Annotated in this window: 20 protein-coding genes and 1 pseudogene; 4 read left to right on the forward strand and 17 right to left on the reverse strand. The window is 33.8% G+C overall.

All coding sequences use genetic code 11. The annotated features are described in order from the left end of the window. Window positions 1-20: 20 nt before the first annotated feature. Both asnS and holA read left to right on the forward strand, forming a co-directional pair. Entirely contained in the window at window positions 21-1,304 is a 1,284-nt protein-coding gene (gene asnS / locus ACP5SP_RS01255) for an asparagine--tRNA ligase (protein WP_416084792.1), read from the forward strand. Beyond that, window positions 1,301-2,299: a DNA polymerase III subunit delta gene (gene holA, locus ACP5SP_RS01260; protein WP_416084793.1), complete on the forward strand. Its 999-nt coding sequence runs from the start codon at window positions 1,301-1,303 to the stop codon at window positions 2,297-2,299. Before asnS ends, holA begins: the two co-directional genes overlap by 4 nt. Before the next feature lies 1 nt (window position 2,300). On the opposite strand, the gene rpsT is transcribed toward holA, so the two are convergent. The 4 genes from rpsT to ACP5SP_RS01280 form a co-directional block, all read right to left on the reverse strand. Further along, a complete protein-coding gene (rpsT, locus tag ACP5SP_RS01265) occupies window positions 2,301-2,564 on the reverse strand; it encodes a 30S ribosomal protein S20 (RefSeq protein WP_416084794.1) in 264 nt (87 codons plus the stop codon). 73 nt (window positions 2,565-2,637) lie between these two features. After that, window positions 2,638-4,347 (reverse strand): M3 family oligoendopeptidase, encoded by a 1,710-nt coding sequence (locus tag ACP5SP_RS01270; protein WP_424586367.1) that lies wholly within the window; start codon window positions 4,345-4,347, stop codon window positions 2,638-2,640. 2 nt (window positions 4,348-4,349) lie between these two features. Then, a complete protein-coding gene (locus ACP5SP_RS01275; protein ID WP_424586368.1) occupies window positions 4,350-5,321 on the reverse strand; it encodes a hypothetical protein in 972 nt (323 codons plus the stop codon). Between the two features lie 9 nt (window positions 5,322-5,330). After that, window positions 5,331-6,269, reverse strand: coding sequence for an ROK family protein (locus tag ACP5SP_RS01280; protein WP_424586369.1), 939 nt, complete (start codon window positions 6,267-6,269; stop codon window positions 5,331-5,333). A gap of 96 nt (window positions 6,270-6,365) precedes the next feature. Here ACP5SP_RS01280 and xerA point away from each other — a divergent pair, with 96 nt between their 5' ends. Next, window positions 6,366-7,220 carry a site-specific tyrosine recombinase/integron integrase gene (gene xerA / locus ACP5SP_RS01285; RefSeq protein WP_416084798.1) on the forward strand — a complete coding sequence of 285 codons (855 nt, stop codon included), beginning with the start codon at window positions 6,366-6,368 and terminating at the stop codon, window positions 7,218-7,220. 835 nt (window positions 7,221-8,055) lie between these two features. After that, window positions 8,056-8,835, forward strand: a pseudogene (locus tag ACP5SP_RS01290) (uridine kinase family protein); the annotation flags it as partial. Here ACP5SP_RS01290 and ACP5SP_RS01295 read toward each other — a convergent pair. The 13 genes from ACP5SP_RS01295 to ACP5SP_RS01355 form a co-directional block, all read right to left on the reverse strand. After that, a complete protein-coding gene (locus ACP5SP_RS01295) occupies window positions 8,825-10,861 on the reverse strand; it encodes a 3'-5' exonuclease (RefSeq protein ID WP_416084800.1) in 2,037 nt (678 codons plus the stop codon). The pseudogene ACP5SP_RS01290 and the gene ACP5SP_RS01295 sit on opposite strands and share 11 nt — an antisense overlap. After that, the gene (locus tag ACP5SP_RS01300; protein WP_416084801.1) at window positions 10,858-13,206 is read right to left on the reverse strand and encodes an endonuclease MutS2; all 2,349 of its coding nucleotides are present in this window, start codon (window positions 13,204-13,206) and stop codon (window positions 10,858-10,860) included. The genes ACP5SP_RS01295 and ACP5SP_RS01300 overlap by 4 nt, the downstream gene beginning before the upstream one ends. Beyond that, a complete protein-coding gene (locus ACP5SP_RS01305) occupies window positions 13,188-14,852 on the reverse strand; it encodes a PHP domain-containing protein (protein WP_424586370.1) in 1,665 nt (554 codons plus the stop codon). Before ACP5SP_RS01305 ends, ACP5SP_RS01300 begins: the two co-directional genes overlap by 19 nt. Next, window positions 14,845-17,241: a phenylalanine--tRNA ligase subunit beta gene (gene pheT / locus ACP5SP_RS01310; RefSeq protein WP_424586371.1), complete on the reverse strand. Its 2,397-nt coding sequence runs from the start codon at window positions 17,239-17,241 to the stop codon at window positions 14,845-14,847. The genes ACP5SP_RS01305 and pheT overlap by 8 nt, the downstream gene beginning before the upstream one ends. A 9-nt stretch (window positions 17,242-17,250) precedes the next feature. Further along, window positions 17,251-18,267, reverse strand: coding sequence for a phenylalanine--tRNA ligase subunit alpha (gene pheS, locus ACP5SP_RS01315; RefSeq protein WP_416084804.1), 1,017 nt, complete (start codon window positions 18,265-18,267; stop codon window positions 17,251-17,253). A gap of 100 nt (window positions 18,268-18,367) precedes the next feature. Then, complete coding sequence (locus ACP5SP_RS01320; protein ID WP_416084805.1) at window positions 18,368-19,894, reverse strand: SLC13 family permease; 1,527 nt, start codon at window positions 19,892-19,894, stop codon at window positions 18,368-18,370. Beyond that, entirely contained in the window at window positions 19,878-20,429 is a 552-nt protein-coding gene (locus ACP5SP_RS01325) for a 2-oxoacid:acceptor oxidoreductase family protein (RefSeq protein ID WP_416084806.1), read from the reverse strand. The genes ACP5SP_RS01320 and ACP5SP_RS01325 overlap by 17 nt, the downstream gene beginning before the upstream one ends. After that, window positions 20,413-21,231, reverse strand: a complete 819-nt coding sequence (locus ACP5SP_RS01330; RefSeq protein WP_416084807.1) for a thiamine pyrophosphate-dependent enzyme — start codon at window positions 21,229-21,231, stop codon at window positions 20,413-20,415. Before ACP5SP_RS01330 ends, ACP5SP_RS01325 begins: the two co-directional genes overlap by 17 nt. After that, window positions 21,210-22,319: a 2-oxoacid:acceptor oxidoreductase subunit alpha gene (locus ACP5SP_RS01335; RefSeq protein WP_416084808.1), complete on the reverse strand. Its 1,110-nt coding sequence runs from the start codon at window positions 22,317-22,319 to the stop codon at window positions 21,210-21,212. The genes ACP5SP_RS01330 and ACP5SP_RS01335 overlap by 22 nt, the downstream gene beginning before the upstream one ends. Next, window positions 22,316-22,519 carry a 4Fe-4S binding protein gene (locus ACP5SP_RS01340; protein ID WP_416084809.1) on the reverse strand — a complete coding sequence of 68 codons (204 nt, stop codon included), beginning with the start codon at window positions 22,517-22,519 and terminating at the stop codon, window positions 22,316-22,318. Before ACP5SP_RS01340 ends, ACP5SP_RS01335 begins: the two co-directional genes overlap by 4 nt. Further along, on the reverse strand, window positions 22,506-23,387 hold the full coding sequence (gene sucD, locus ACP5SP_RS01345) for a succinate--CoA ligase subunit alpha (protein WP_424586372.1): 882 nt from the start codon (window positions 23,385-23,387) through the stop codon (window positions 22,506-22,508). Before sucD ends, ACP5SP_RS01340 begins: the two co-directional genes overlap by 14 nt. A 3-nt stretch (window positions 23,388-23,390) precedes the next feature. Further along, on the reverse strand, window positions 23,391-24,527 hold the full coding sequence (gene sucC, locus ACP5SP_RS01350; protein ID WP_424586373.1) for an ADP-forming succinate--CoA ligase subunit beta: 1,137 nt from the start codon (window positions 24,525-24,527) through the stop codon (window positions 23,391-23,393). Beyond that, on the reverse strand, window positions 24,527-25,171 hold the full coding sequence (locus tag ACP5SP_RS01355; RefSeq protein ID WP_416084812.1) for a helix-turn-helix transcriptional regulator: 645 nt from the start codon (window positions 25,169-25,171) through the stop codon (window positions 24,527-24,529). The genes sucC and ACP5SP_RS01355 overlap by 1 nt, the downstream gene beginning before the upstream one ends. Between the last annotated feature and the right edge of the window lie 73 nt (window positions 25,172-25,244).

The following is a 25,244-nucleotide window of genomic DNA, read 5'->3' on the forward strand; positions in this document are numbered from 1 at the left end:
TTCCAGGAATAAAAAAATCTATGTATATTAATGAGGCTAAAGATAATGTAGGAAAATTTGTTGAGATAAAAGGTTGGGTTTACAACATGCGTACAAGTGGAAAAATTGTTTTCGTACTCGTGCGTGATGGTACTGGCATAATGCAATGTGTTGTTTCAAAAAACGATGTAACTGATGAGACCTTTGAAAAAGCTAAGAGACTTACACAAGAGTCCTCAATTATAGTAAGAGGTACGGTAAGGGAAGAGAAACGAGCACCTTTTGGTTATGAACTCGACCTAAAGGAACTCGAAATTGTACAACTTACCCAGGATTATCCCATAACACCTAAAGAACATGGCATTGGATTCCTAATGGAGCACAGACATCTATGGCTTCGCTCTAAAAGACAATGGGCAATTTTACGCATCAGGCATAGAATCGCAAAATCACTTAGAGATTTTTTTGACTCAAGAGGTTTTACGCTTATTGATGCACCCATCTTAACGCCAGCTGCATGTGAAGGTACAACGACGTTGTTTGAAACAGATTATTTCGGAGAAAAGGCATACCTTTCGCAAAGCGGTCAACTTTACATGGAAGCAGCAGCAATGGCATTTGGAAAGGTTTATTGCTTTGGTCCCGCATTTAGAGCAGAAAAATCAAAAACAAGAAGACATCTTATGGAATTTTGGATGCTTGAACCAGAAGTTGCGTATTTAACATTTGAAGAAAATCTCAAACTTCAAGAAGATATGCTCTCATATGTCGTGCAAGAAGTTTTGAAAAACTGCAAAACGGAATTAGAAATTATTGAAAGAGACACAAAACCTCTTGAAAAAGTAGTGCCGCCTTTTCCAAGGTTACATTACAGAGATGCAATTGAACTACTAAACAAAAAGGGGTTTAATGTTAAATTTGGGGATGACTTTGGCGGAGATGAAGAAACTGCACTATCAAACGAATTTGATAAACCTGTATTCATACACCATTTCCCAAAAGAGATAAAGGCATTCTATATGCAACCAGACCCAGATGATCCAGAAACAGTTCTTGCAGCAGATCTACTTGCACCTGAAGGATATGGTGAAATCATTGGCGGAAGTCAAAGAATTCACGATTACGATTTACTTTTACAGAGAATGCAAGAGAATAATCTTCCAATTGAAAACTATAAATGGTACCTTGACTTGAGAAAATACGGAACAGTCCCTCACAGTGGATTTGGTATAGGACTTGAAAGAACTCTTGCTTGGATTGCAAAACTCACACATGTAAGAGAGACAATACCATTCCCACGAATGCTTGAGAAAATTTATCCATGAGGGAAATTTCTGCAATTGAACTTCTAAAAGAACTTGACAATGAACTTCCAAAGGAGTCTTTAATAATCCTTTTAGGAGAAGACCATTATCTTAAAGATCAAATTGTAAAAAAATACGTAGATAGAATTTTTGGAAATAATTCAAATAATCTTGACTTTGTAAAACTAACAGGGGGAAGTTTGACATACCAAGAATTTATAAATGTTATAACTTCACCCCCGTTTTTTTCTTTAAAATTTGTGCTTGTAAAAGATGGGGAACAAATCCCGAAACAGAACTTACAGAAACTCACAAGCGCATCAATTCCAGATTTTACAAAGGTGATACTCATTATAAATCAAAAAGACGTAAGCATACCCAAAGGAAATTTCATTATTGTAAAAGACTATACTGCTCCTCTTAATCAGATTGAAATTTGGATTGAAAAGAAAGCAAAAGAATATGGAAAAACAATTACAAAGGATGCAATAAAGGAATTGATAAGAAGGCTTGATACAAATTTCTATGCTTTATCAACAGAAATTAAAAAACTTGCTTTTTATGTTGGAGATAGAAAAGAAATACGAAAAGAGACCGTTTCGGAAATTGTAAAGGAATTAGGAGAAGAAGATATCTTTGAATTCGTTAACGCAATAATGTTCTCGAGGAGAAACGATGTATTAAGAATGCTCGATCACTTTCTAAAAGACCAAGGACAAGAAAATCTTATCCTTTCACAAGTATTGAAAACTCTGTCAATTTACCTTATTGTAAACGATCTTAAAAATAAAGAAGGACTAAATCTTAGGGCAATTAATGAATATATTGCTTCAATTTTTGGAACTTATCTTAGAACTAAGACTCTTGAGGAAATCATAAAAAACCTTGAAGTAGCAAACATTGAAAACATCTTAAAACAATACAGTGCCTTTGTTGAGTTTGACGTAAAATCAAAAAGAGGGGAAATTGACCTTCCCCTTTCTTTACGAAATTATATTCTATCAAGAGTGTCTTGAGTTATGCGGTTGCCTCTTGGTTCTTTGCCTGATTAAACTTTGCCATTAATCTTGACTTTTTTCTGGCTGCTGTATTAGCATGAAGTATTCCTTTTGCCTCAAGTTTGTCAATAATCTTAATTGCCTCTCTTACCTTTTCTTCGGCGTATCCACTCTTTTTTGCAAAGTCAAGTGCCCTTTTTAAAGCAACTCTATAGTATTCGTTTCTTTCTCTTCTTTTTTCATCTTTTCTAACTGACTTTTTTGACGCTTTTAATATAGGCATTTATTTACCTCCGTAAATTCTTAAATTCAATTCCTATATAGGATAATGATTTTTAAAAATAAGTCAAGAGGTTTTAATCAAGCAACTTTAACTCCTCTTTTACAAAATCAACAAGATCCTTTACATATTCCTCACTAAATTTGAATTCTATTCCTGCCGCTTTATAGAGTTCGGGAACTGGCCTTTTATAACCTAAACTCAAAAATTCCTTATAGTTTTTAATTGTCTTTTCTCTATTTTCTTTATAGTTTTTATACATCGCAAGTGCCCCAAGTTGTGCAAAACCATACTCAATATAGTAGAATGGCACTTCAAAAATGTGTAGCTGCTGCATCCACAAAATTTTTAACCTTTCTTCAAGGCCTGACCAATCAACACCTGCTGCAAGATCTCTCATTAAATTCACAAAATATTCTTCACGTTCTTTTTCGTCTGCATCATTAGTGTAAACGTAATGCTGGAAACCATCAACTGCAATGCACCATGGTAAAAATGCAAGAGCACCTTCAATTTGTTCTCTTTTAGCTTTCTTAAGATCCTCAGGTTTGTCGTAGTATTCAAATAAGTAATCAACAGTAAACATCTCCATACTCATTGAGGCAAGTTCTGCAACTTCCATTGGATACTCTTTGAATGGATGTATAAGAATATCTGCCGTATATTTGCTATGAAGAGAATGCCCTGACTCGTGCAAAAGAGTCCTCACATCGGAATTAAGTCCTACTGCATTCATAAAAATAAAAGAAGATCCGTGCTCTGGAAGACCCATATTATAACCACCGGGTGCTTTACCAACTCTATTTTCAAGATCAAGGAAATTAGAAGCCTTCATTCTCAATAAATTTAATCCAAATTCATCATCCACATGACCCAACACTTTAATTGCCTTCTCAACAAATTCATCTATTGTTTGAAATGGCTTTAAAACCCTGTTATCAACATCAATCGATGTATCCCATGGACGTAATGAATCAAGACCGAGTTTTTGTCTTTTTATTTCATTACGTTCCTTAAGGAACGGTACAACAACTTTCTTTACAACTTCATGAAAATTGAGAACATCTTGAACAGTATATGAAAATCTTCCTTTTTCAACGTGCTTGTAATCTCTGTAATTATTAAAACCAGCATTCTTTGCTTGAAGCGCTCGTATCTGCTTAAGTTCATCAAAGACCTTTACGAGGTCAGCTGAAACCTTACTAAGTGCCTCATATTTCTTTTGCCATGCCTCTTCTCTTGTTCCTCTGTCAGGGTCTTTCAAAAAAACATTCATCTGTGAAAAAGTTTTCTCTTCCCCTCTAAAATTAACAGTTAATTTAGCTATTGTCTCTCCGTACCTATTCGCAATTTCGTGTTCTTTAACGAATAAAGGTATATTTTCCTCTCTAAAAATTTCTATTGAATTCGAAATAATTGTATCAAGGTGTTTAAACTCAGGCTCTGTAAACTCTCTTCTTGCAGGAGAATCATAATACTTCTTTTTAAGCTTAAACTCGTATTGCATAGCAACGCTGACAACTTCAGAATAAAACTTATTAAAATCTTCTTGATATTCCTTTTTATTCATAAATCTTGTCATGTTTATATACTTCCATGCATAAGTTTCTTCCAAAATATCAGATAATTCTCCCCATTTTTCCAGGAAATAGAGTAATTCTTCTTTGTTTTGTAAGGGTTCATTTAGTAAGTTTTTTAAAGCATTTTCAAAATTTTCTCTATTTTCGACTGAAAAATCTTCAGGATAATATCTCCTCGGTCTTTTTTTAATGATAAGATCCTCCATATTTATGCTCCTTTCTTTAAAGTATAAAGTTTATCAAAACAAGCTTTCAAATCATTGAATATGATGGATACCTTTTCTTTATCCCATTTACTTTCATCATCTCGCAAAAATGTTGTTTTATCATTTCTATTATCAAAAAAAGAAACTGGAACAAACAAATTTTTCTTTTCCAAGAAAATATGGTCTTGCATAGTTGAGATACTTTTTAGATACTCCATGTCATCAACACCATACTCCTTAAGCATTACTTCAAGCGGAACTCCATGATGTAAAATTGAACCAGGTTCGTTTGGATTTGCCCTTTCAAAATTCTTTCTCCTCGATTCCTCAGGTGTCACCCACACATAAAGAATAACTCCAAGTTTAAGAATCATCTCATCAAGAGCATTTAAAGTATGTTCATACCCATAAGGGTAAGGAAGTGGCGGAGTCAAGTTAAGAGCACCACCCCGAGCAAACTCAATTACAAAGGTCGAATTTTCTAAATCACTTTTTGCACTTTTATTTATATTTGAGATTATATCCCTTGCCTCTTTTGATAATTTCGAGGAAAGTGCATTAAAGACACTTTGGGAAAGTGTTGAAAGACGTTCTTGAATTCCAAATTTCTTTGAAGCTTCATCAATTCTTCTTGTAAGTGTTGCAAAAGCAAAATCTTCGTTGTGTTGTCTTTTTTCAACAATATCTTTAAATTCAAGATTTATAAGTTCCGTTAAAGTAAGCCAGTCTCTACCTTCGGTAAATGGGCTTTCGTTTGATGCATAAAATATTCTTCTTTCGCCAAGCTTCTCAAGTTCTTCATCAATTCTTCTCATAAAGAAGACATAGGGGAAATCATCAATGTGAATGTCATTTCCAAGATGAAACTCTCTTATACGAGTTTCTTCATCAAGACTTCGTATAAATTTTCTAATTTCAGACTTACCTGATGCAGGTAATCCCAAAAGTAGCACAACGTCTAAAGTATCTTTCATAAAGACCTCCTAAATATTAATTGAAGCAAGAATTCCGCTGCCCAAGGCAACACCTATATTGCCCAAGGATGAAAATTCAAACTGGACACTCTTGCCTGGAATTTTAAGGGTATTCTTATAAAAGCTATCCATAATATCCTCAAAAATAAGCTTCAGAGACTCGCCTAATCCACCGCCGATTATTATCTTTTCTGGATTTAAAAGATTTACAACAATTGAAAGGCCATGTCCAATATGCATTGCTGTTTCATAGAGAACTTCTTTTGCTACAGGATCTGTATCCTTGAATTGAAAAATTAGAGGAGTATCTACCAAATCAAAATCGTAATTAACGCTATCTAATAATGGCGTTTTTTTAATTTTACCAACACGTTCAAGATAAATTCTTCTTATTGAAGGCCCTGATGCAAATGCTTCAAAGCATCCATATTTTCCGCAACCACACAGTGGTCCTCTCGGATCAAGAGTAATATGTCCTATTTCGCCTGCAAGATTATCTTTACCGCGCACAATTAAACCATTAGTAACTATTGCAGAACCAATTCCAGTACCAAAAGCAATAAACAAAAAATCTTTTAAATTTTTACCACTTCCCACGTATAGTTCTGCAAGTGCACCAGTTTTTGCATCATTATCGACAAATGCATCCAAACCTGTTTCTTTCTTAATAATTCTTTTTAAATCTATTTCTTTTAGCGCAGGAATATTTGGAGAACCGTGAATAATACCATTTTTAAAATCAATGAAACCTGCAACACCAAAACCTACACTTTTTGTATTTTCTGTTCTTAGTTCATTAATAACGCTTATAAGGTTTTCAATTATCGCTTTAAGATTATTTACATCACCTGTCAAGACTCTCTTACTTGATAGTATTTCAAAATTATCATTTATTCTTACGCCAAATATCTTTGTTCCGCCTAAATCAATACCAATAAATTCTTTCATAATACAATTATTTATATCACATTAATAATTTAAGTCAAGGAATTAAAAAGAGTTTTTAATAAGTTCCTTAAAAATTTTTCTGGTATAATTTAAAATATGGAAATAGAATTTAATAAGGAGAAAATTGTTCATGAATTTTCAATGCACCTGATGTTAAAGGGTTATTCACCGTTAACGGTTAAAAACTACCGATATATAATAAATGATTTCTTGAATGAATTCAAAATACCTGACACAAAATCCATACAAAAATATTTCTTAAAGAAAAACATATCAAAAAACACAAGAGCAACTCAAACGCTAATTCTTAGAAGTTTTGCAAAATTCATCAAAAAGGAACTCCACATTGATTTTGAAACATTAGATCCACCAAAGACCTCGAAAACATTGCCAACATTTCTCACAAAAGATGAGGTTAAAAAATTCTTAGAGGTCGTAAAGAAGAATAAAAGAGATTTTACAATTGTAGCATTTCTAATTTATACTGGAGTAAGAGTTGGTGAACTTATAAATATAAAGATTGAGGATGTTAATCTCAATGAAAATTATGTAAGAATTAAAGGAAAGGGAGACAAAGAAAGATTTGTTCCTATATCACTTGAGCTTTCAAATATCCTTAGGCAACACCTAAACGAGAGGCATTATTCAGAATACCTTTTTGAAAGCAAACGGCAAAAGAAATTTTCTCCTTTAACAATTCAACTTATGGTAAAACGATATGCAAAGGAAGCAGGTATTCAAAAAAAGATAACGCCTCATAAGTTAAGACACACCTTTGCGACACTTGCCCTTGAATCAGGCATAAGCCCCATCACAATAGGAGAACTTTTAGGACACAGTTCACTTAATACAACAATGAAGTACACCCATGTTACCAATAAGTTAGCAACAGAAGCTGTCAAAAAAATTAGTGAATTTACAAATCTAAAAGATATTGTTGAGAATAAATAAAATTTGAATTTTTGGCAAATTTGAATATAATCTCTTTGCTATGGGAAAGAAAGTTATCGAAATAGAAAAAGTAGAGTACCCTTACACTTGCGCTATTGTTAATAACCAATTAATGGGATTTCTTGACGAAGTTGAAGAAGTGAGAAGTATAGAACTTCTTTCTGTTGTCGAAGGAGAGGGAAGAAGAACCTATGAAAGAAGTATTGCTTTTCTTGCAAATGTTGCTTTAAAAAAGATTTCAAAAGAACATAAATTAACAATAATGCACTCTATCGGAGAAGCACTCTATGGAGAAATTGAAAATAGTTCCGATGAGCTTGTAGAAAAACTCAGGAACCAATTTTTTGAATTGATAAAAGAAAACAAGCAAATAAGAAAATTTGACCTGACAAAGGAAACTGCAATAAGAAAACTTGAAAAGGAAGAAAGATTTGAAGATATTCAAACAATTGAATACCTTGCAAAAGATGTTATTTCGCTTTACGAACTCGATGGTATCTACTTATACTTTGCTGGACCTCTTGTTCCTTATACAGGAATCCTCAAAGTTATCGATATCGTAAGAGTAAATGGTGGTTTGTTTTTCCTTTTGCCCGACAAAAGCAATCCAAATGTTGTAAGTTCGCTTCCCAAATATGAAAGATTGCTTGAGGCCTTCAACGAAGGAAAAAAATGGGCGAATTTACTTGATGTAAGAACAGTTGGCGAACTTAATAAAAGCATTATAAATGGTAGAATATCAAACATAATAAAAATGCAAGAATCTCTTCACGAAAAGAAAATTTCTGAAATAGCGGCACAGATTTTGGAAAGAAAAGCAAAAGTAATTCTTATTGCAGGACCGAGCTCATCGGGAAAAACAACTTTTGCAAAAAAACTTGATATCCACCTGAGAGTGCTTGGATTAAAGCCATATGTAATCTCAACAGATAATTATTTTGTTGAAAGAGAAAAGACTCCTTTAAATGCAGATGGAAATCCTGATTATGATTCAATCGAAGCAACTGATTACAAACTCCTTCAGGAGCACATTAATAAACTTATACAAGGTGAAGAAGTTGATATTCCCAAATACAATTTCATAACAGGAAAACGAGAAAAGGGGAAGAGAGTAAAGATTGACGAAAATGGCATTATAATAGTTGAAGGAATTCATGCATTAAATCCAATTTTAACTAAGGATGTAAAAGAAAAATTCAAATATAAAATTTATGTTAGTGCATTATCTCAGGTAAATATTGATAATATCAACCGTATACCCACAAGAGATACAAGGCTTATAAGAAGAATCGTAAGAGATGTTCATTTTAGAGGAATCCCTGCTATAGAAAATCTAAGACGTTGGAAAGATGTAATCTCAGCAGAAGAAAAATATATCTTTCCTTATCAAGAAAATGCTGATGTAATGTTTAATTCTTCGCTTATATATGAACTTCCAATTCTTCGAAACTTTGCTGAAGTTCCGCTTAGGGCAATTGAATACAAAGAAAAAGAATACGCAGAAGCGTTAAGATTGTTGAACTTCCTCAACCATGTCTTGCCGCTTCAATCAGATGAAGTGCCACCTACATCTATTTTAAGAGAATTTATAGGGAAAAGCTCATTTAAGTATTGATGTGCTTTTTTACAAACTGAACAAGATTTTCTTTTCTTTCTAAAAGCATTGGCGTTGTGATAAAGGCTTCTTCAAATCTTGAAACAAAATTCCTGTCTTTGAGTCTTCCATCAAAATAAAGGACAGCACTCTTTTCATAAGCAATGCTATCTTTAATAAAATTTTTAAGATAATACATTGCATAATTTTCGTCAGATCCTAGAATATTCATTGGTAATTTAATTATAAAGATCAATCTATATCTATTTCGTATAGGAAATTCATATTGTACAAAATCAATCAAACCGTCTTCCTTTAGAAGTGACTCCTCAATCCAAGTATAGCGATTCTTTAATTCCATCTTTATACTGTTCATTTGAATCCTGTTTTCGAAAACAAATAGAACTGGTTTAATGTCGGAAAACTGAGCATATAAGTCAAGAAATTCATATGCAAACTCATCCGCATTTGGTGCATGTAAGAATAGGGGTATTACATTCATAACTTTATCTTCGCTATCTTTTGTAAAAGTATCACCCTTTAACCTTGTGAATTTTTCAATATAATTTTCTCCCTTAAAAATGAAATAGTTGCTTAATAAATTTATAGAATTCCCGATTAAAGAAATCTTCGAAAATATTTGTGTTGCATTAGAAAATCCAACCGATAAACTTTCAGAATCATTTCGAAAAATCCTGTTAAAAGAATATTCTTCATCAAAATTTGTAATATTTGAGATTATTTTGTTTTGTAAGTTTTTTGGTAAATTCTCAAAATTATTGAAGAGGGTTAAAACCTCATTTGATTTTTTTGAGGCATCAAAGTTTGAAATCATTTCAATGTCTTCCTTTGAAAAGTTCATCTTTAAACTCGATAGTACTTTCGGAATCCTGTAGGCTTCAAGAAGGAAAACGCTATCAAATTTAAAATTGGAAAGAAATTTCAGTCCAAAAAATAGGTTTGGATATTTTAATATTACAAAGTCACTTTTCTCAATCTCCCTAAATCTTTCCTTAAGAGGGCAAACCTCGAAATAATCACAATTTTCACTTTTGCAAAGAGATAAATTTCTTAGAATCTTGTTTTTAAGGATATGTTGGGGTGCATTTCTAAGGCCAAAATCCTTAGTTTTAAGCAAATATGACGCAAAAATTGCAAAATCAACTCGCAGGTCATTTGGTATTGCTTTTGTATTTTCAAGATAAAAGTTTAAGCGCTCTATACAGATAAAACTTTCAAAATCAGTTGCATCTAAGATTCTAAAGTTATTTAACCTATCTTTCAGATTTTCAACTAGTTTCTCTGAATAAACTACAATAAGGGACCTGCCTGATGACAACAATAATTTAACTATATCATCAAGCGAGGATTCTTCATAATAAAAAACACCCTTATTAAGTGATTTATTTACTTGATTGAAAGGAAGGGTCTGTATTTCGCCAATCTTTTGTATTTTTATGGAGGTTTTTTCAGCATCTACATGGTTAACGAAGATAAAACCAAAATTTCTCGAATCACCAATGATCTCCTTAAGGAGCTTCATATCTGCATCTTCAAACGTTTTGCTTTCCTCCAACAATTTTTTAAACAGTTCAAAAAGCATTAAAGCATCATTAAATGCTCTATGCGCCTTCTCCTTCTTGAGATTTAGTGCTTGAACAAGTTTCTCAAGACTATGAGAGCTCAATTCTGGATAGATAAGACGTGCAAGTTCAAGTGTGTCAATTATTTCATTTTGAAGTGGTTCTTCTAAAAATCTTTCGAGAAACTCCTTATCAAAAGACGCATTGTGTGCAACAAGAATTGAATCTTCTATAAATTGCTTAAAATCACTTTTTATTTTATCTCTATCCTGTGCCTTATTTAGGTCTTCCTGAGTGATACCTGTCAAATTGGTTATAAATCTTGAAATAGTTTTACGAGGTCTTACAAGAGTTTTAAAAGTGGAAACAACTTCCAAATCGACAACCTTTATTGCACCTATTTCGATAACTTCGTCATCTCTATTTAGTCCTGTTGTTTCGAGATCAAAAAAGACAAACTTCATTTGAAAAATACAATTGTGGTACCTATACCACCTTCGGATGGAGTTCCGATTTCAAAACGGGCGACTCTTTTATTGTTCCTCAAATATTGTGAAATAGCCTCTCTTAGAGTACCAGTGCCCTTGCCGTGGACTATATATACATAAGGAAGTCCATGTAAATAAGCCTTGTCAAGATATTTATCTAAAATATCAATTGCTTCATCAACTGTATAACCATGCAAGTCTATTTTCATTGGTAATTCTTCTTCGAAAAGATCTTTCAACTCACCCCTTTTCTCCTTCTTAATTTCAATCTTTTCTTCCAAAACTGGCTCAAGATCAGAAAATTTAAGCGTTGCTCTTATTGCACCCATCTGAACAATTGCTCTTTGTTCATCGTTTTTAACCTGAAGCACTATTCCCTGAGCCCTTAAAGTTCGCACATATACAAGCATCCCTTCTTTTATTTCATAAAAATCAATTTTCTTTTCTTCTTCGAAAGTTCTTTCCTGTTTCTCTTCTAATTGGGTTTCTTCGGTTTTAAGTATCTTTCTCATTTCTTGGATTTCTTTTTGTGTTTTTATATACGTATCAAGATTTTCAAGAATTTTATTCATCTTTTCTTTTGTTTCGTCTATTATTTTCTGTGCCTCTTCATAGGCTTTTTTAATTTCTGACCTCTTTCTCTCCTCTAACTCTTTCAACTTTTGTTCATATGTTTCCTTTAAGCGCATTGCTTCAGTTCTTGCTATTTCAGTTTCTGATTTCATCATTTCTATTGCCCTATTATCCTCATGCATCTTGCTCACAATTTGTGCTTTTTCAATAAAGTCCGAAGAAAGTTCACTTTTTGCACTATTTAGCACGTCCTCAGGCATTCCGAGTCTCTCAGCAATAATTAACGCATGGCTTTCGCCTGGGATCCCGACATAGAGCTTGTAAGTAGGGGTAAGCGTATTTATGTCAAAACCAACTGAAGCATTTTGGGCCTCTTTAAACTTATATGGAAATTCTTTTATTTTTCCGTGGTGCGTTGTTACAATGGAGGATGCACCAATTTCATGCAGTTTTTTAAGAATTGCAAATCCAAGAGAGGCGCCCTCTTCAGGATCAGTTCCTGCACCCAATTCGTCAATTAAGACAAGATCATCTTTTGTTGCATTTTTGATAATTTCAATAATTCTTACCATATGTGATGAAAATGTTGAAAGATTCTGCTCAATACTCTGCTCATCCCCAATATCTGCAAAGACGTTTCTAAAAAATCCAACTGTTGAATTGGAAATTGCCGGTATGTGCATTCCTGCCTTTGCCATGAGAGTTAGTAGACCTGTTGTCTTAAGTGTAACAGTCTTTCCTCCAGTATTCGGACCTGTTATTATAAGCATTTTAAAATTTTTTCCTACTTCAATATCAATCGGAACAACATTTTCTTCTTTAATAAATGGATTTCTTGCTTCATATAATTCAAGATATGGTTTGTCAACGAGAATTGGTTCAGAAGCTTTTAATTGAATGGATAATCTTGCTTTAGCAAAAATAAAGTCAAGTCTATAAATGGTATTCAAAGACTCCAAAACTGCATCAAATTTATTTCTTATACGCTCTTCTAACTCCAAAATAATACGCTCTTCTTCCCTTCTTTCTTTTGAAAACAGATCCACGAGCTTATTATTTAACTCAACTACAGCCATAGGCTCAACAAAAAGTGTAAGCCTACTGCCAGATTCACCCTGTACAACGTAATTAAAAGCTGGTTTTGAATTTAGTCTTATGGGAATTACATACCTGTCGTTTCTTTTTGTGATAATTTTATCTTGGATCGCATCTTCATTCTCTCTTGAGTAAAGAATTTCTTGCAAAATCGATTGAATTCGTAAGTAAGTTGTTTTAATTTCTCTTCGAATTATGCTAAGAAGAGGTGATGCATCGTCTACAATTTTCCCATCATTACCGACAACTTTCCTTATTGCCTTAACTATATCTTCGAAGTTGTAAAGTCTTATTGTATATTTGAAAACTTCAGGGTGGGCATCCCTGTATGATTCACCAATTTCCTTTATTTCAGAAATTGTAGAGAGAACATCTGAAACTCTTAAAATTTCCTCAGGAGTCAAAAGGGAGAGTACTTTTATCTTATCAAAAAGAGGCTCGACATCAACAAATTCGACAAAGGGTAAGTCACCTTCCTCCTCTAAAAACTTTTTTGCATCAGTTGTTTCCTTCAAAGCAGAATTTGATTCTTCAAAGGAATCATAAGGTAAAAGGTTTCTTGAAAGTTCTTTACCTCCCTTTGTGAAAGCAAGTGATTCAAGTCTATTTATAATTTTATCGTATTCAAGAGACTTTAATGTGTCTTCACGCATAATAGATCTCTAATTTCCTCCAAACGGTATGTATTTAAAACTTCTTCTCTTTTTACCCATGCCCTTCTTAAAATTTTAATGCCATATTTCATAAAATACAAATGTCCTCTGTTATGTGCATCAGTTCCAATTGAAAAAAACTTAACATGTGCACGTCTCGCCTCTTTAATAAGTCCCGTACTTAAATCCATTCTATTAGGAAACACATTAACTTCTAAACTTACTCCAAATTGTGATGCGGTATTAAATATTTCCTCTATGTTAACATCAATGCTTTTCCTTACAAAAATTATTCTATTTGTAGGATGTGCCATGATATTAATTATACCACTTTTTATAGCTTTCTTAACTCTTTCTGTATTTTCAAAACGGGTGTTAGAAAATTGGTGAAGACCGCCTAAAGCCAAATCAAGCTTATTAAGAATAATTTCATCTACATCAACTGATCCATCAAAGTTAATCTCTGCTTCAATCCCCTTCAAAAGATATGGGCTATATTTTTCATTATTTATTCGATCTATGAGTTCACTTTCCTTTAGATAGAGTTTTTGGGATACTCCATTTGCAATTTTCAATCCTTTTGAGTGATCCGTAATAGCAAGGTACTCATAGTCTAAAAGTCCTGCCTCTTCGTGCAGTTCTGAAATTGTAGATAAACCATCAGAAAACGAAGAATGAACGTGCAAATCTCCCTTAATGTCGGATAAGGTTATTAGTTTTGGAAGAGAATGTGTTATTGAAAGTTCAATCTCCTCTTCTCCTTCTCTTAATTCAGGTGGTACATATTGAAGAGATAACTTTTCATAAAAGTCTTCCTCAGAATTTGCCTTTATAAGAATATATCCACTCTTTGAAATATCAAAACCTTTTGTCTTTGCTATTTCTTGAATTTCTTTGTTATGCTGCTTAGAGCCCGTATAGTACTGAAGTCCAGCATAAAAATAGTCTTTTGGAATTTTAAAAAATTTAAGAATTACTCCATCAACATCTTTAAACTTAATAAGATTACCCCTTTTTTCAAAATTTAGAATGTCAAAATTCAAATTAATTGTTTCAATGAGCGTTTCTTCGTCGAAATCGTACACAAAATCAATATTATTTACTACTTCTTTTCCACGTCTAACACTTCCTACAATTCCTATATTTCCTAAACCATCACAGGCTAAAACAATTGAATTCGCATATGAAGATGCGTAGAAAAGACTCAACTCTTTTGTGCTACTTTCATAGTAAAAAATAGCTCTTCTTAAATGTTCTTCAAATTTATCAGAAAAGATTTTTTTAACTTTCCCGTTTTTTATTGCCTTTTCAAGGTCAGAAAGCGAATCTATATTAAGGAAATTATATATTTTAAGGACATCATTTACACGAATACCAGGAATACTTGCAATCTGTTTTAAAACTTTCGGCGTCTTAGCCTCAAGAGTTTCTTTTAGCGGAGAATAACCAAGGCTTTCTAAATTAAGAACTTCCTCTTTTACGCTTTCAGGAAGAAAATTTAAATTTGCATATTTTGTTAAAGAGCTTTCAAGGGCAAGAATTGATAAGGCAGAATGTTCAAATGCATACGCACCTTTCGTATTTCCTGAAATTTCAAGCAAGGTTTTTATCTCAAGGAGTTCCTTTGCAATTTTATAATTATTCATTCTTTCTCACTACACCGCCAACTTCATTTATTATTCTTTCCTCTATACTCTTCATAAATTCATCCACTTCTGAACCTTGAAGAGTTCGTTCATATGATACAAATTCCAGAGAATAAGCAAGATTTTTCTTTCCTTCGGGAAGTGGTTTTCCTTCATAAATATCAAACAAAGTAATTGATTTCAGCTCTTTAATATTTGAGTTTTTTATCGCCCTTCGAACTAAACTTTCCTGAACATCTTTATCTACGATTATTGCAATATCTCTTTTTACCGGTGGATAAATTGAAAATTGGCTAAACTTTTTATCTAAAATTGATGCTTTTAAAAGTTCGTTAATCTTTAATTCTGCAAAGTAGGCATCATCCAGTATGTCTGGATTGATCTTTCCAAGATAACCAAAGAAAACATCATTTACGATTACCTTACTCGTCTGATAGGGATGCATATAAGGTAACTCAAATTTTTCAAACTGAACATCAATTCCGAATTCATTAAATATACTTTCAATAAGGCCTTTTAAATAGAAATAATCGTATGGGAGCGATCTTCCGTATGGGTTTTTAAAGATCCTATTTCCCCTAAGGAAAATTGATGCCCTATACTCTTCAGTAAATTCAGCGCCATTCTTTAAGAATACCTTGCCAATTTCAAAAAGTGCAAGATTTTCAATGTTAACATTCAAATTTCTTTCTGCAACTTCGTAACTTCCAACAAATAGAGTTGGTCTTAGAACTGACATATCTTCTGTAAGCGGATTTAAAAGTTCTATAATATAATCCCTCTCATACAAACCAAATTTTGATAGCGCTTCCTTGTTTGTAAGAGTAGAAGTTAAAATTTCATTCAGCCCAAGGCGTAAAAGAATTTCTCTTAATTCAGAATTAAATTTGAGTATTGGCTCAAATGTGCCGCTTCTAAGTGGTGCTATAATTGGCTTCTCCGCAAATTCGTTATATCCTCTCATTCGGACAATTTCCTCAATAAGATCTTCCTCGATAGAGATATCCTGTCTAAATGATGGAGGAATTACTGAAAACACTCCCTCACTTTCTGAATATTTAAATCCTTCCATATCGAAGTACTTTCTAATTTCAAGGGGTGTTATTTCTTCACCTAAAAGATTGGAAGCTTTATTAACACGCAATCTAACGCTTTCTTTAGGCTTTCTAAAATCAGCAACTCTATCTTTAAAAGCGCTTCCACCACCTTCGTCAAGAATCATTTTTGTAGCAACAAGAGATGCAGTTGGTGTAAACTGAGGATCAACACCTTTTTCAAAAATAGAAGAAGCATCGGTTATTAAGCCAAGGCTCCTTGAACTTCTCGAAATTGTAGATGGAGTAAAGTATGCGCTTTCAAGAAAAATATTTTTTGTACTCTCACTCACAGCGGTATCAAGACCACCCATTACTCCTGCAATTGCAATAGGACCTGTTTCATCGGTTATAAGAAGATTTTTAGAAGTAAGATTCCTCTCAACTTCATCGAGAGTTTTGATTTTTTCACCATCTCTTGCAAGACGTACAACAATTTTCCCTTTTAATTTATCAAAATCAAAAGCATGCAGTGGTTGCCCGTACATTCTTGCTACATAGTTTGTAATATCAACAATGTTATTAATAGGACGAATTCTTAAACTGAATAATTTTTTTCTTAATTTATAACTTGATTTTTTAATAGTAACATTCTTAATTAACCTTCCTGAATAAAAGCTACAGTGCTCTTTATGAAGAATTTCGACCGGAAAGGGTGTTTGAGGTAAATTTTCGTCATTAAATACTTCGAATGTGAACTTATCAAAATCTGCTCTACGGCCTTCGTCTCTTGCAAGAAGAATTTCAATCCATCGCGCAACTCCTAAGACATAAAATGCATCTGCTCTATCGGGAAGTAATGAAAGTTCAAGGTATGTATCCTCAATGGGAAAAAGTTTCTCAAAATTAACTCCAATCGGCGTATCATATGGCAAAATAAAAATTCCATTCTTTTCTTCATTGCTTAATGAATCTGAGTCAATTCCAAGCTCGCTATATGAAAGAAGCATTCCTTGAGAAATGTGTCCTTCAAATTCCCTTTCTTTAATTACTCTTCCGTCACTTATTTTTGAGTTTACTTTTGCATATGGTACTATGTCGTTCGTTTTTACATTAGTTGCGGCGGTTATAACATCAAAAATGGAATCTCCAATATCTACTTTTGCTTTGAAAAGTCTTGTTCCCTCAATAGGATAGATTTCCAAAACCTTTGCCGAAACAACATTTTCGAATCTTTTTTCTACAGTTTCGATTTTCTCAACTTCAATTCCAATATGTGTCAGCTTTTCTGAAAGTTCCCTGGGTGTATATGGAAAGTCAACAAGTTCCTTTAAAAGTTTATAAGAGACGATCATGTTCCCTCCTTAAAACTGTTTCAAAAATCTCATATCGTTTTGCAAAAAATACCTAATATCGGGTATTCCATATTTCACCATTGCAATTCTTTCAATACCCCAACCAAATGCAAACCCTTGGTATTCCTCTGGATCTATACCAACATTTTTTAGTACATTTGGATGGACCATCCCTGAGCCACCCATTTCAAGATATCCAGTGTATTTGCAAACGGGACATCCCTTTCCACCACAGATAACGCAAGTAATTGAAGTTTCTGCTCCTGGTTCAACAAAAGGAAAGTATGAAGGAGTAAATCTAACTTTTGTTGACTCACCAAACATTCTTTTTGAAAACTCAGACAAAGTTGCTTTAAGATTTGCAAAAGAGATATTTTTGTCAACAACAAGCCCTTCGATCTGGTGAAACTGTGGGGAATGCGAACTATCAAGTGCATCTCTTCTGTAACATCTTCCAATAGCTATCATTCTTATAGGTGGTTTTTGCTTTTCCATTGTTCTAACTTGCATGGGCGAAGTTTGAGTTCTTAAAAGTATTTTTTCTGCAAGGTAAAATGTATCCTGCATATCCCTTGCAGGATGATGCTCAGGAATATTAAGTGCTTCAAAATTGTAGTAATCAGTTTCAATATCTGGTCCTGAAAAAACATCAAAGCCCATAGAAATAAAAATAGATTTTACTTCCTCAATTACTTTATTCAGAATATGCTCATGACCTCTTTCAAGAATTAAACCTGGTGCTGTTATGTCAATTGCTTCTTTCTTTAATTTTTCTTCTCTTTGGATATTTAAAATAAACTGTTCTTTCTCCTCAATATTTTTTTCGATATACTCCTTTAGCCTATTTACGTTCTCGCCAAATTCTTTTCTATCAGATTCAGGAATATTTTTGATTTGTTTAAAAAGTTCCTGAACTTTTCCTTTTTTACCAAGAAAAAAAACTTCTATCTCTTTGAGCTCATTAATATTTTTTACCTCTTCAATTCTTTTTTCAAACTCTCTTTTAATATCATCAAACATTCCCATAAATGCCTCCTATCCTCAAATTTTATCAATAAAAAAATAAAAGTCAATAAAAATAAAAAAGGCCTTGATTTAATCAAGGCCCTGAAATAGCAAATTCTAACTAATAAGGCATGTTTGCGATATTTAAAAGTGGGATACCTACAAAATACATGTAAAAAACAAGAATTATCAGGCCAAGGAAACCAATTATAAAACCTGCCTTTAACATATCTTTAACCTTAACATAATCACCTGTCATTACAACTACATTGGGAGGAGTTGAAGCAGGCAATGAAAAAGCAAGAGATATTGCAAAAGTTGTTGGAAGCATTACAAGATAAGGATGTATCTTTGCAGCCACTGCTACCGCACCTGCAATTGGCATAAAGATAGATGTTGCAGAGGTGTGAGAGGTGAATTGTGCGATAAGGAATCCTGTGCCACCGATAAGAGCAATTACCCATAAGAGGTTAACTCCACTGAGAAAGGTAAGCTTTGAGCCTACATAATCTGCTACTTTTGTTGAAACCATTGCATCTGCTATAGCAAGACCACCACCAAATATAAGAATTATGTCCCAAGGAAGTTTTTTGACCGATTCAGCATTTAAAACAGTTTCACCTTTTTTAAAATCTACAGGTATAATATACAAAAGCAAAGCTGCAAGGATTGCAACTGTAGAATCATGGACATATTTTGAGATGCCAAGAATATTTGACCAACCTTTAATTGTAAAGTTTCCAAAGTCAATATCAGTCCTAAATATCCAAAGGAATACTGTAATTAAAAAGACTGTTAAAACAACCTTTTCTTTAATCAACATTTTTCCGAGTTTCTTTAGTTCATTTGCAAATATTTCCCTACTTTCTTTTAGTCCAGCAAAACCTGGCTTAAAGAAAACTGAAGTTAGCATAAACCAAGTAAAAGGTAAGAAAAATATGATAAACAAAATACCAAACTTGCTAAACTCAAGAAAACTCAAAGTTGGTGCATTAGGAAACATTTGTTTTGCCATACTCAAAAATATGATATTTGGCGGAGTACCAATCGGGGTTCCCATTCCACCAATGCTTGCAGCAAAGGCAACTCCAAGCATAAGCGCTGTTGCAAACTTAAATTCGCCTGGAGTGGTGTCGACATTTAAACCTTCTTTCTTTATCAATTCCTTATAAAATTCTATTATTGATAATGCTATTGGCAAAGCCATAACTGTTGCTGTTGTATTTGAAATCCACATAGAAATAAAGCCAACAGCAATCATAAAAGCAAGAATAATTCTCTTAGGAGAAGTTCCAATTTTGTTAATAAGGAAAAGAGAAAGTCTCTCGTGTAAGCCTGATTCTTCAAGTGCTTCGGAAATAAAAAAGCCACCAACAAAAAGCATGATTTCCTGAGACATGTAGCTTTTTGCAATATCTTTTGCGCTTATCACTTTAAACAAAGGAAATATCAAAAGTGGAAGAAGTGATGTAATAGGAAGTGGGACTGCTTCAGTTGCCCACCAAATTGCCATCCACAAAAGAAGTCCAATTGTAATTTTTGCTCCAACTTCCATACCAGTTGGAGTTTTCATCAATAAAACAAGTACAAAAACTAAAATACCGACAAAAAAACCAATTCTTTGAGAAAGCTTAGATTGTTTTGCCATGCATAGCCTCCTTTATCCCCAATTCATATCCTTCCTCTAGAGCCTTTAAATTTAGATCGCTTTTTTCTTTAAATCTTCCAATAATAGCTTTTTTCAAAGCTTCCAAACTTACAATACCAGTTAATCCTGAAAGTATGCCTAGTGAGACAATATTAGCAGAAATTCTTTTTTTAGTTACTTCAATAGATACCTTCGTTATAGGAAAAGGAAAATTTTTTATTCCTCTATTCAAATAACGAACATAAAATTCATCAGATATCACTAAAGAATCTTCTTTCAAAGACTTAGCGAATTCATCATATGCATCTTGGGTTAGAGCTATTAAAACATCGGGTGATCTTACTTCAGGATAGTATATTTCTTCATCTGATACAATTACATCTGCTTTTGACATCTCGCCACGAGCTGCGGCTCCATAAACTTGTGATTGAACAACATTTTTGCCATCATAAATACCACTTGCTTCCGCAAGGATAATACTTGCAGAGATTATCCCCTGTCCTCCAGAACCTGCAATTCTAATCTCTTTTCTCATGGCTCACCTTTTGAATTAATTTATAATATTTATCTGTAAACTCTTCTCCTTCTAAATTCACAAATTCACCAACAACTATGCCGCCTTTCACGGATATTCTATTGGTTTTACTATATGAAATAGATTTTTCTCTTAACCATTTAATATAACTTGCAGGATCTTCAAGATTATTTCTTCTTCCAAATTCAGTCACACAAGAAGATACTGCTTCAATAAGAGAAAAACCCTTATGAAGAAGTCCATTTAGAATGTATTTTTCAAGAATAAAAGGGCTTGCAATTGTCTCCCGAGCCACATACGTTGCACCAGACGCTACAGCAAGATAAGAAATATCCATTGGTTCTTCAATCTCTCCAAAAGGGGTGGTAGTTGTATATGCATTATCAGGAGTTGTTGGTGAAACTTGCCCCCCTGTCATTCCGTAAGTAAAATTATTAAATACAATAACAGTCATATCAATATTTCTTTTGGCTGCATGAATAAAATGGTTCCCACCAATTGCTGCAAGATCTCCGTCTCCTGTTGCAACTATTACATGAAGATCTGGGTTTGCAAGTTTTATACCGGTTGCAAATGCAAGAGGTCTGCCATGTAGGGTATGTAGAGTATTGAAATTTACATATCCAGAAGAACGGCCTGCGCATCCGATACCTGAAACAAATACGATTTTATCCTTATCAATTTTCGAGCGTTCTATTGCGCGCAATATGGCTCCAAGCACAATACCATTACCACAGCCTGCACACCAAATATGAGGCAATTTATTTTCACGTAAATTTGTTAAAGAGATTTCTGTATACATGATTCCATCTCCTCTGGAGTAATTAATTCGCCATTTTCTTTCCCAAAGAAAACCACCTCTCTTTTTAAGATTCTCTCAACTTCCATTACATACTGTCCGAGATTCATCTCAAAAACAAAAACTTTCTTCCCTTCGGCAATTTCCTTAAGAGGTTTTTCTGGCGAAGGCCATAGTGTTATCGGCCTAAATAAACCTACTTTAATACCCTTTTTACGAAGTTCAACAATTGCCTCTTTTGCAGATCTTGCAGTTGCTCCATAAGCCACAATTAGATACTCCGAATCATCTACATAAAAGGTTTCAAATTTTAATATATCACTAATATTTTTGTAAATTTTTCGATGTAATCTTTCAATTAAAGCCTCAGCTTTTCGCGGATCAGAAGTTGGAAAACCTGTTTCATCATGAGTCAAACCAGTAATGTGAAAATGAAAACCTTCACCAAAATTTGCAAAAGGAGGAACATCATACTTCGAGTCAAACGGTAAATAGTCTTCTTTGGGAACTGTCGGCTTTATTCTTTCAAAAACTGGCAAGTTTTCTTCTAACGCAACTTTTTCTCTCATATGCCCTATCACTTCATCAGAAAGGAAAACAACAGGAGTTCTATATTTTTCAGACAAGTTAAATGCTTCAACTGTCAAAAAATAAGACTCCTCAACAGAGCTTGGATACAGCGCTATAATTGGATGAGAGCCATGGGTACCCCATTTTGCCTGCATTACATCTCCTTGCGATGGATAGGTAGGTATCCCTGTTGAAGGTCCAACTCTCTCAATGTCTGCAACTACAATGGGTATCTCCGAATAAATCGCAAAACCAAGTCCTTCTTGCATAAGCGAAAAACCTGGACCTGAGGTTGCAGTCATAGATTTCTTGCCCGTTAACGACGCACCAATTATTGCACTTATACTTCCAAGTTCATCTTCCATTTGTATAAAAACGCCACCATTTAGAGGAAGCAAATATGACATTCTTTCTGCAAGGTCCGTTGACGGTGTAATTGGATAGCCTGCAAAAAAGCGACAGCCCGCATAAATTGCACCATAAGCAATTGCTTCGTTTCCTGAAATAACAAGTTCTTTCACGCTTTCACTTCCTTTTTTATTACAATTGCAAAATCAGGACAAAAGACTTCACACATTCCACATCCCATACACCTTTCTTCATTGACAACCTCCACTTTAAAATCTTCACCAATTCGAAGAATTTTTGCAGGGCAAACTGAGACGCAAATACCACAACCTTTACAGAAATCTTTATTGATAATTACTCTATTTTTTGCCATTTTCGAGTATCTCCTTTAAAATTGCGGCAACTTCAACTGGTGTTTTTCCGACCCTTATACCCTTACTTTCAAGGTATGCCACTTTCTCTTCTGCAGTTCTTGTGTTAGGAGTCACTATTGCTCCTGCATGACCCATCCTCTTTCCTTTTGGTGAAGCTCTGCCAGCAATAAATGAAACGACAGGTTTATTAAATTCTTTTTCAATGTAGTCCGCTGCATCTTCTTCGTCAGTCCCGCCAATTTCACCAACAAGGACAACCGCCTCAGTTTCAGGATCACTTTGAAATTCTTTCAAAATATCTATAAATTTCATTCCAATAATTGGATCTCCACCAATACCAACCGCCGTTGTCTCGCCTAAACCAATATCCGAAATATGCTTTACAATTTCATATGTAAGCGTACCTGACCTTGAAACAACCCCAACCTTCCCTTTCTTAAATATATTTCCAGGCATTATACCAAGTTTTGCCTTACCCACAGAAATTACTCCAGGACAATTAGGGCCGATGAGTTTTGCATCTTTTGATTTAATAAACTCGACAGCCTTTACCATGCTTTGAACAGGGATTCCCTCTGTAATTGTAACTATCAGTTTAATTCCCGCATTTGCCGCTTCGTATATTGCATCCTCTGCAAATTTTGCTGGCACAAAAATAACAGTTGCATCCGCATTTGTCTCTCTAACTGCTTCTTCAACTGTATTGAAAACAGGAATGCCATAAACATCAGTTCCACCTTTAAAGGGTGTTACACCAGCAACAACCTTAGTACCATAATCAAGCATTGCCTTTGCATGAAACGAACCGTCACGTCCAGTAATACCTTGTACTATTACCCTTGTATGTTCGTCAACCAATATACTCATACCTCACCTCGCATTTGCAAGTTCGACGACTTTTGTGACACCATCAACCATTGAATCGGTATAAATAAGAGGTGTATCTTTAAGAATTTCTCTTGCCTTATCTTCATTAGTACCTGTAAGTCTTACAACTATTGGAACATCAACTTTTGTCATTTCAAGTGCTTTAAGAAGACCATTTGCAACATCATCACAGCGAGTAATACCACCAAAAATATTTATAAGGATTGCTTTAACATTTTTGTCTCTTGTAATCATTTCAATTGCACTTGCAACCTTTTCCGGAGATGAAGAACCCCCTATATCAAGGAAATTCGCAGGATCTCCCCCAAAAAGTTTTATAAGATCCATTGTAGCCATAGCCAAACCCGCTCCATTAACAAGGCAACCAATATTTCCGTTTAGCTTTATATATGTAAAGCCTTTTGATTTAGCTTCAAGTTCAAGTTTTTCTTCTTCAGTTGGTTCTCTTAAAGCCTCAAGTTCAGGATGTCTAAAGAGCGCATTATCATCAATTACAATTTTTGAATCGAGAGCTAAAACATTATTTCCTTCAACTACCGCAAGTGGGTTAATTTCGGCTAAGTTTCCATCAAGAGAAATATAAACCTTATACAATTTCTCAATGATATCTGCTATTTTCGGCGCAATATTCATATCCTCAGTAAGTCTCTGAGATGCCTTCTTTGCCTCGTAAGAAAAAAGTCCCATAATGGGATCAATATAAATTTTAAAGATTTTCTCAGGTGTATTTTTTGCGACTTCTTCAATATCTACACCACCAGCATTTGAGACAATCAAAACGTTCCTCTTACTTACTCTGTCCACCGTGAATCCAACATAAAACTCTCTCAATATATTTACTGCCTTTGCAACAAGCAATTTTTTTACCTTTAGACCTTTTATTTCCATTGTGAGAATTTCGTCTGCAAGTTTTAAAACTTCTTCTTCAGTCTTTGCAACTTTTACACCACCTGCTTTACCGCGACCTCCAACAAGAACTTGTGCCTTTAAAACAACAGGCAAACCAATTTTCTTTGCAATTTCCAGCGCCTCTTCTCGATTGCTTGCAACTGCACCTTCAACAACGGGGATACCAAATTCCTTAAAAAACTCTCTTGATTGATACTCTTGAAGATTCATTACACACCCCTCTCCTTCTCTAATTTCCTAATATATGCATAAACGGTGTAGATTGAGATATTTAATTTTTTTGCAACAAAATTCACAGAATTCTTTAATTTAAAAAAACTTCTATTGTATAATTCAGATACAATCGAAAAATTATCAACCCTTTTTGAAGAGACCTTTGAGGAAAGTATGGAATAAACCTCATCAAATGTCTTTTCAATTGCTTCATCATACTCAAAAGATGTAATTTTGTTAAGAACCTCTTTAGGGGAATCCGCAAAAGTTAAAAAATATGATATAAACTTATGCATTGTTTCAAGATTGGAAAGATCCATATTAAGACAAAGAAGCCCTATAAGATCTCCCTTTTTATTTCTAATACCAATTGTAATAGATCGTAATTTTTTTCTTGTGTAAGATAGACTTTCGTAGGGACCATAGTAATCAATCCCGTTTTTCAGTTTTTCTATCACATATTTACCAGCCTCTGTGAGAGAATCTCCAACCTTTCTTCCAGTTATTTCACCATTTTCAATTGCAATAATCTTGGGTTTATTATCTATTAGAGAATGTAATACTATTTCAACATTCTTTCCAAAAAATTCTTTAAGAGCTCTAACAACAATTTTATAACTTTCTAATATTTCTTCATCCATTGTTCAAATATTTTGGTATCAAATTATACAAAAAATTTGAATTTATACAAGATTTTTGAAATAATCTTTAAAA

This window comes from Caldisericum sp. (assembly GCF_049967455.1).
Taxonomy (GTDB): domain Bacteria; phylum Caldisericota; class Caldisericia; order Caldisericales; family Caldisericaceae; genus Caldisericum; species Caldisericum exile_A.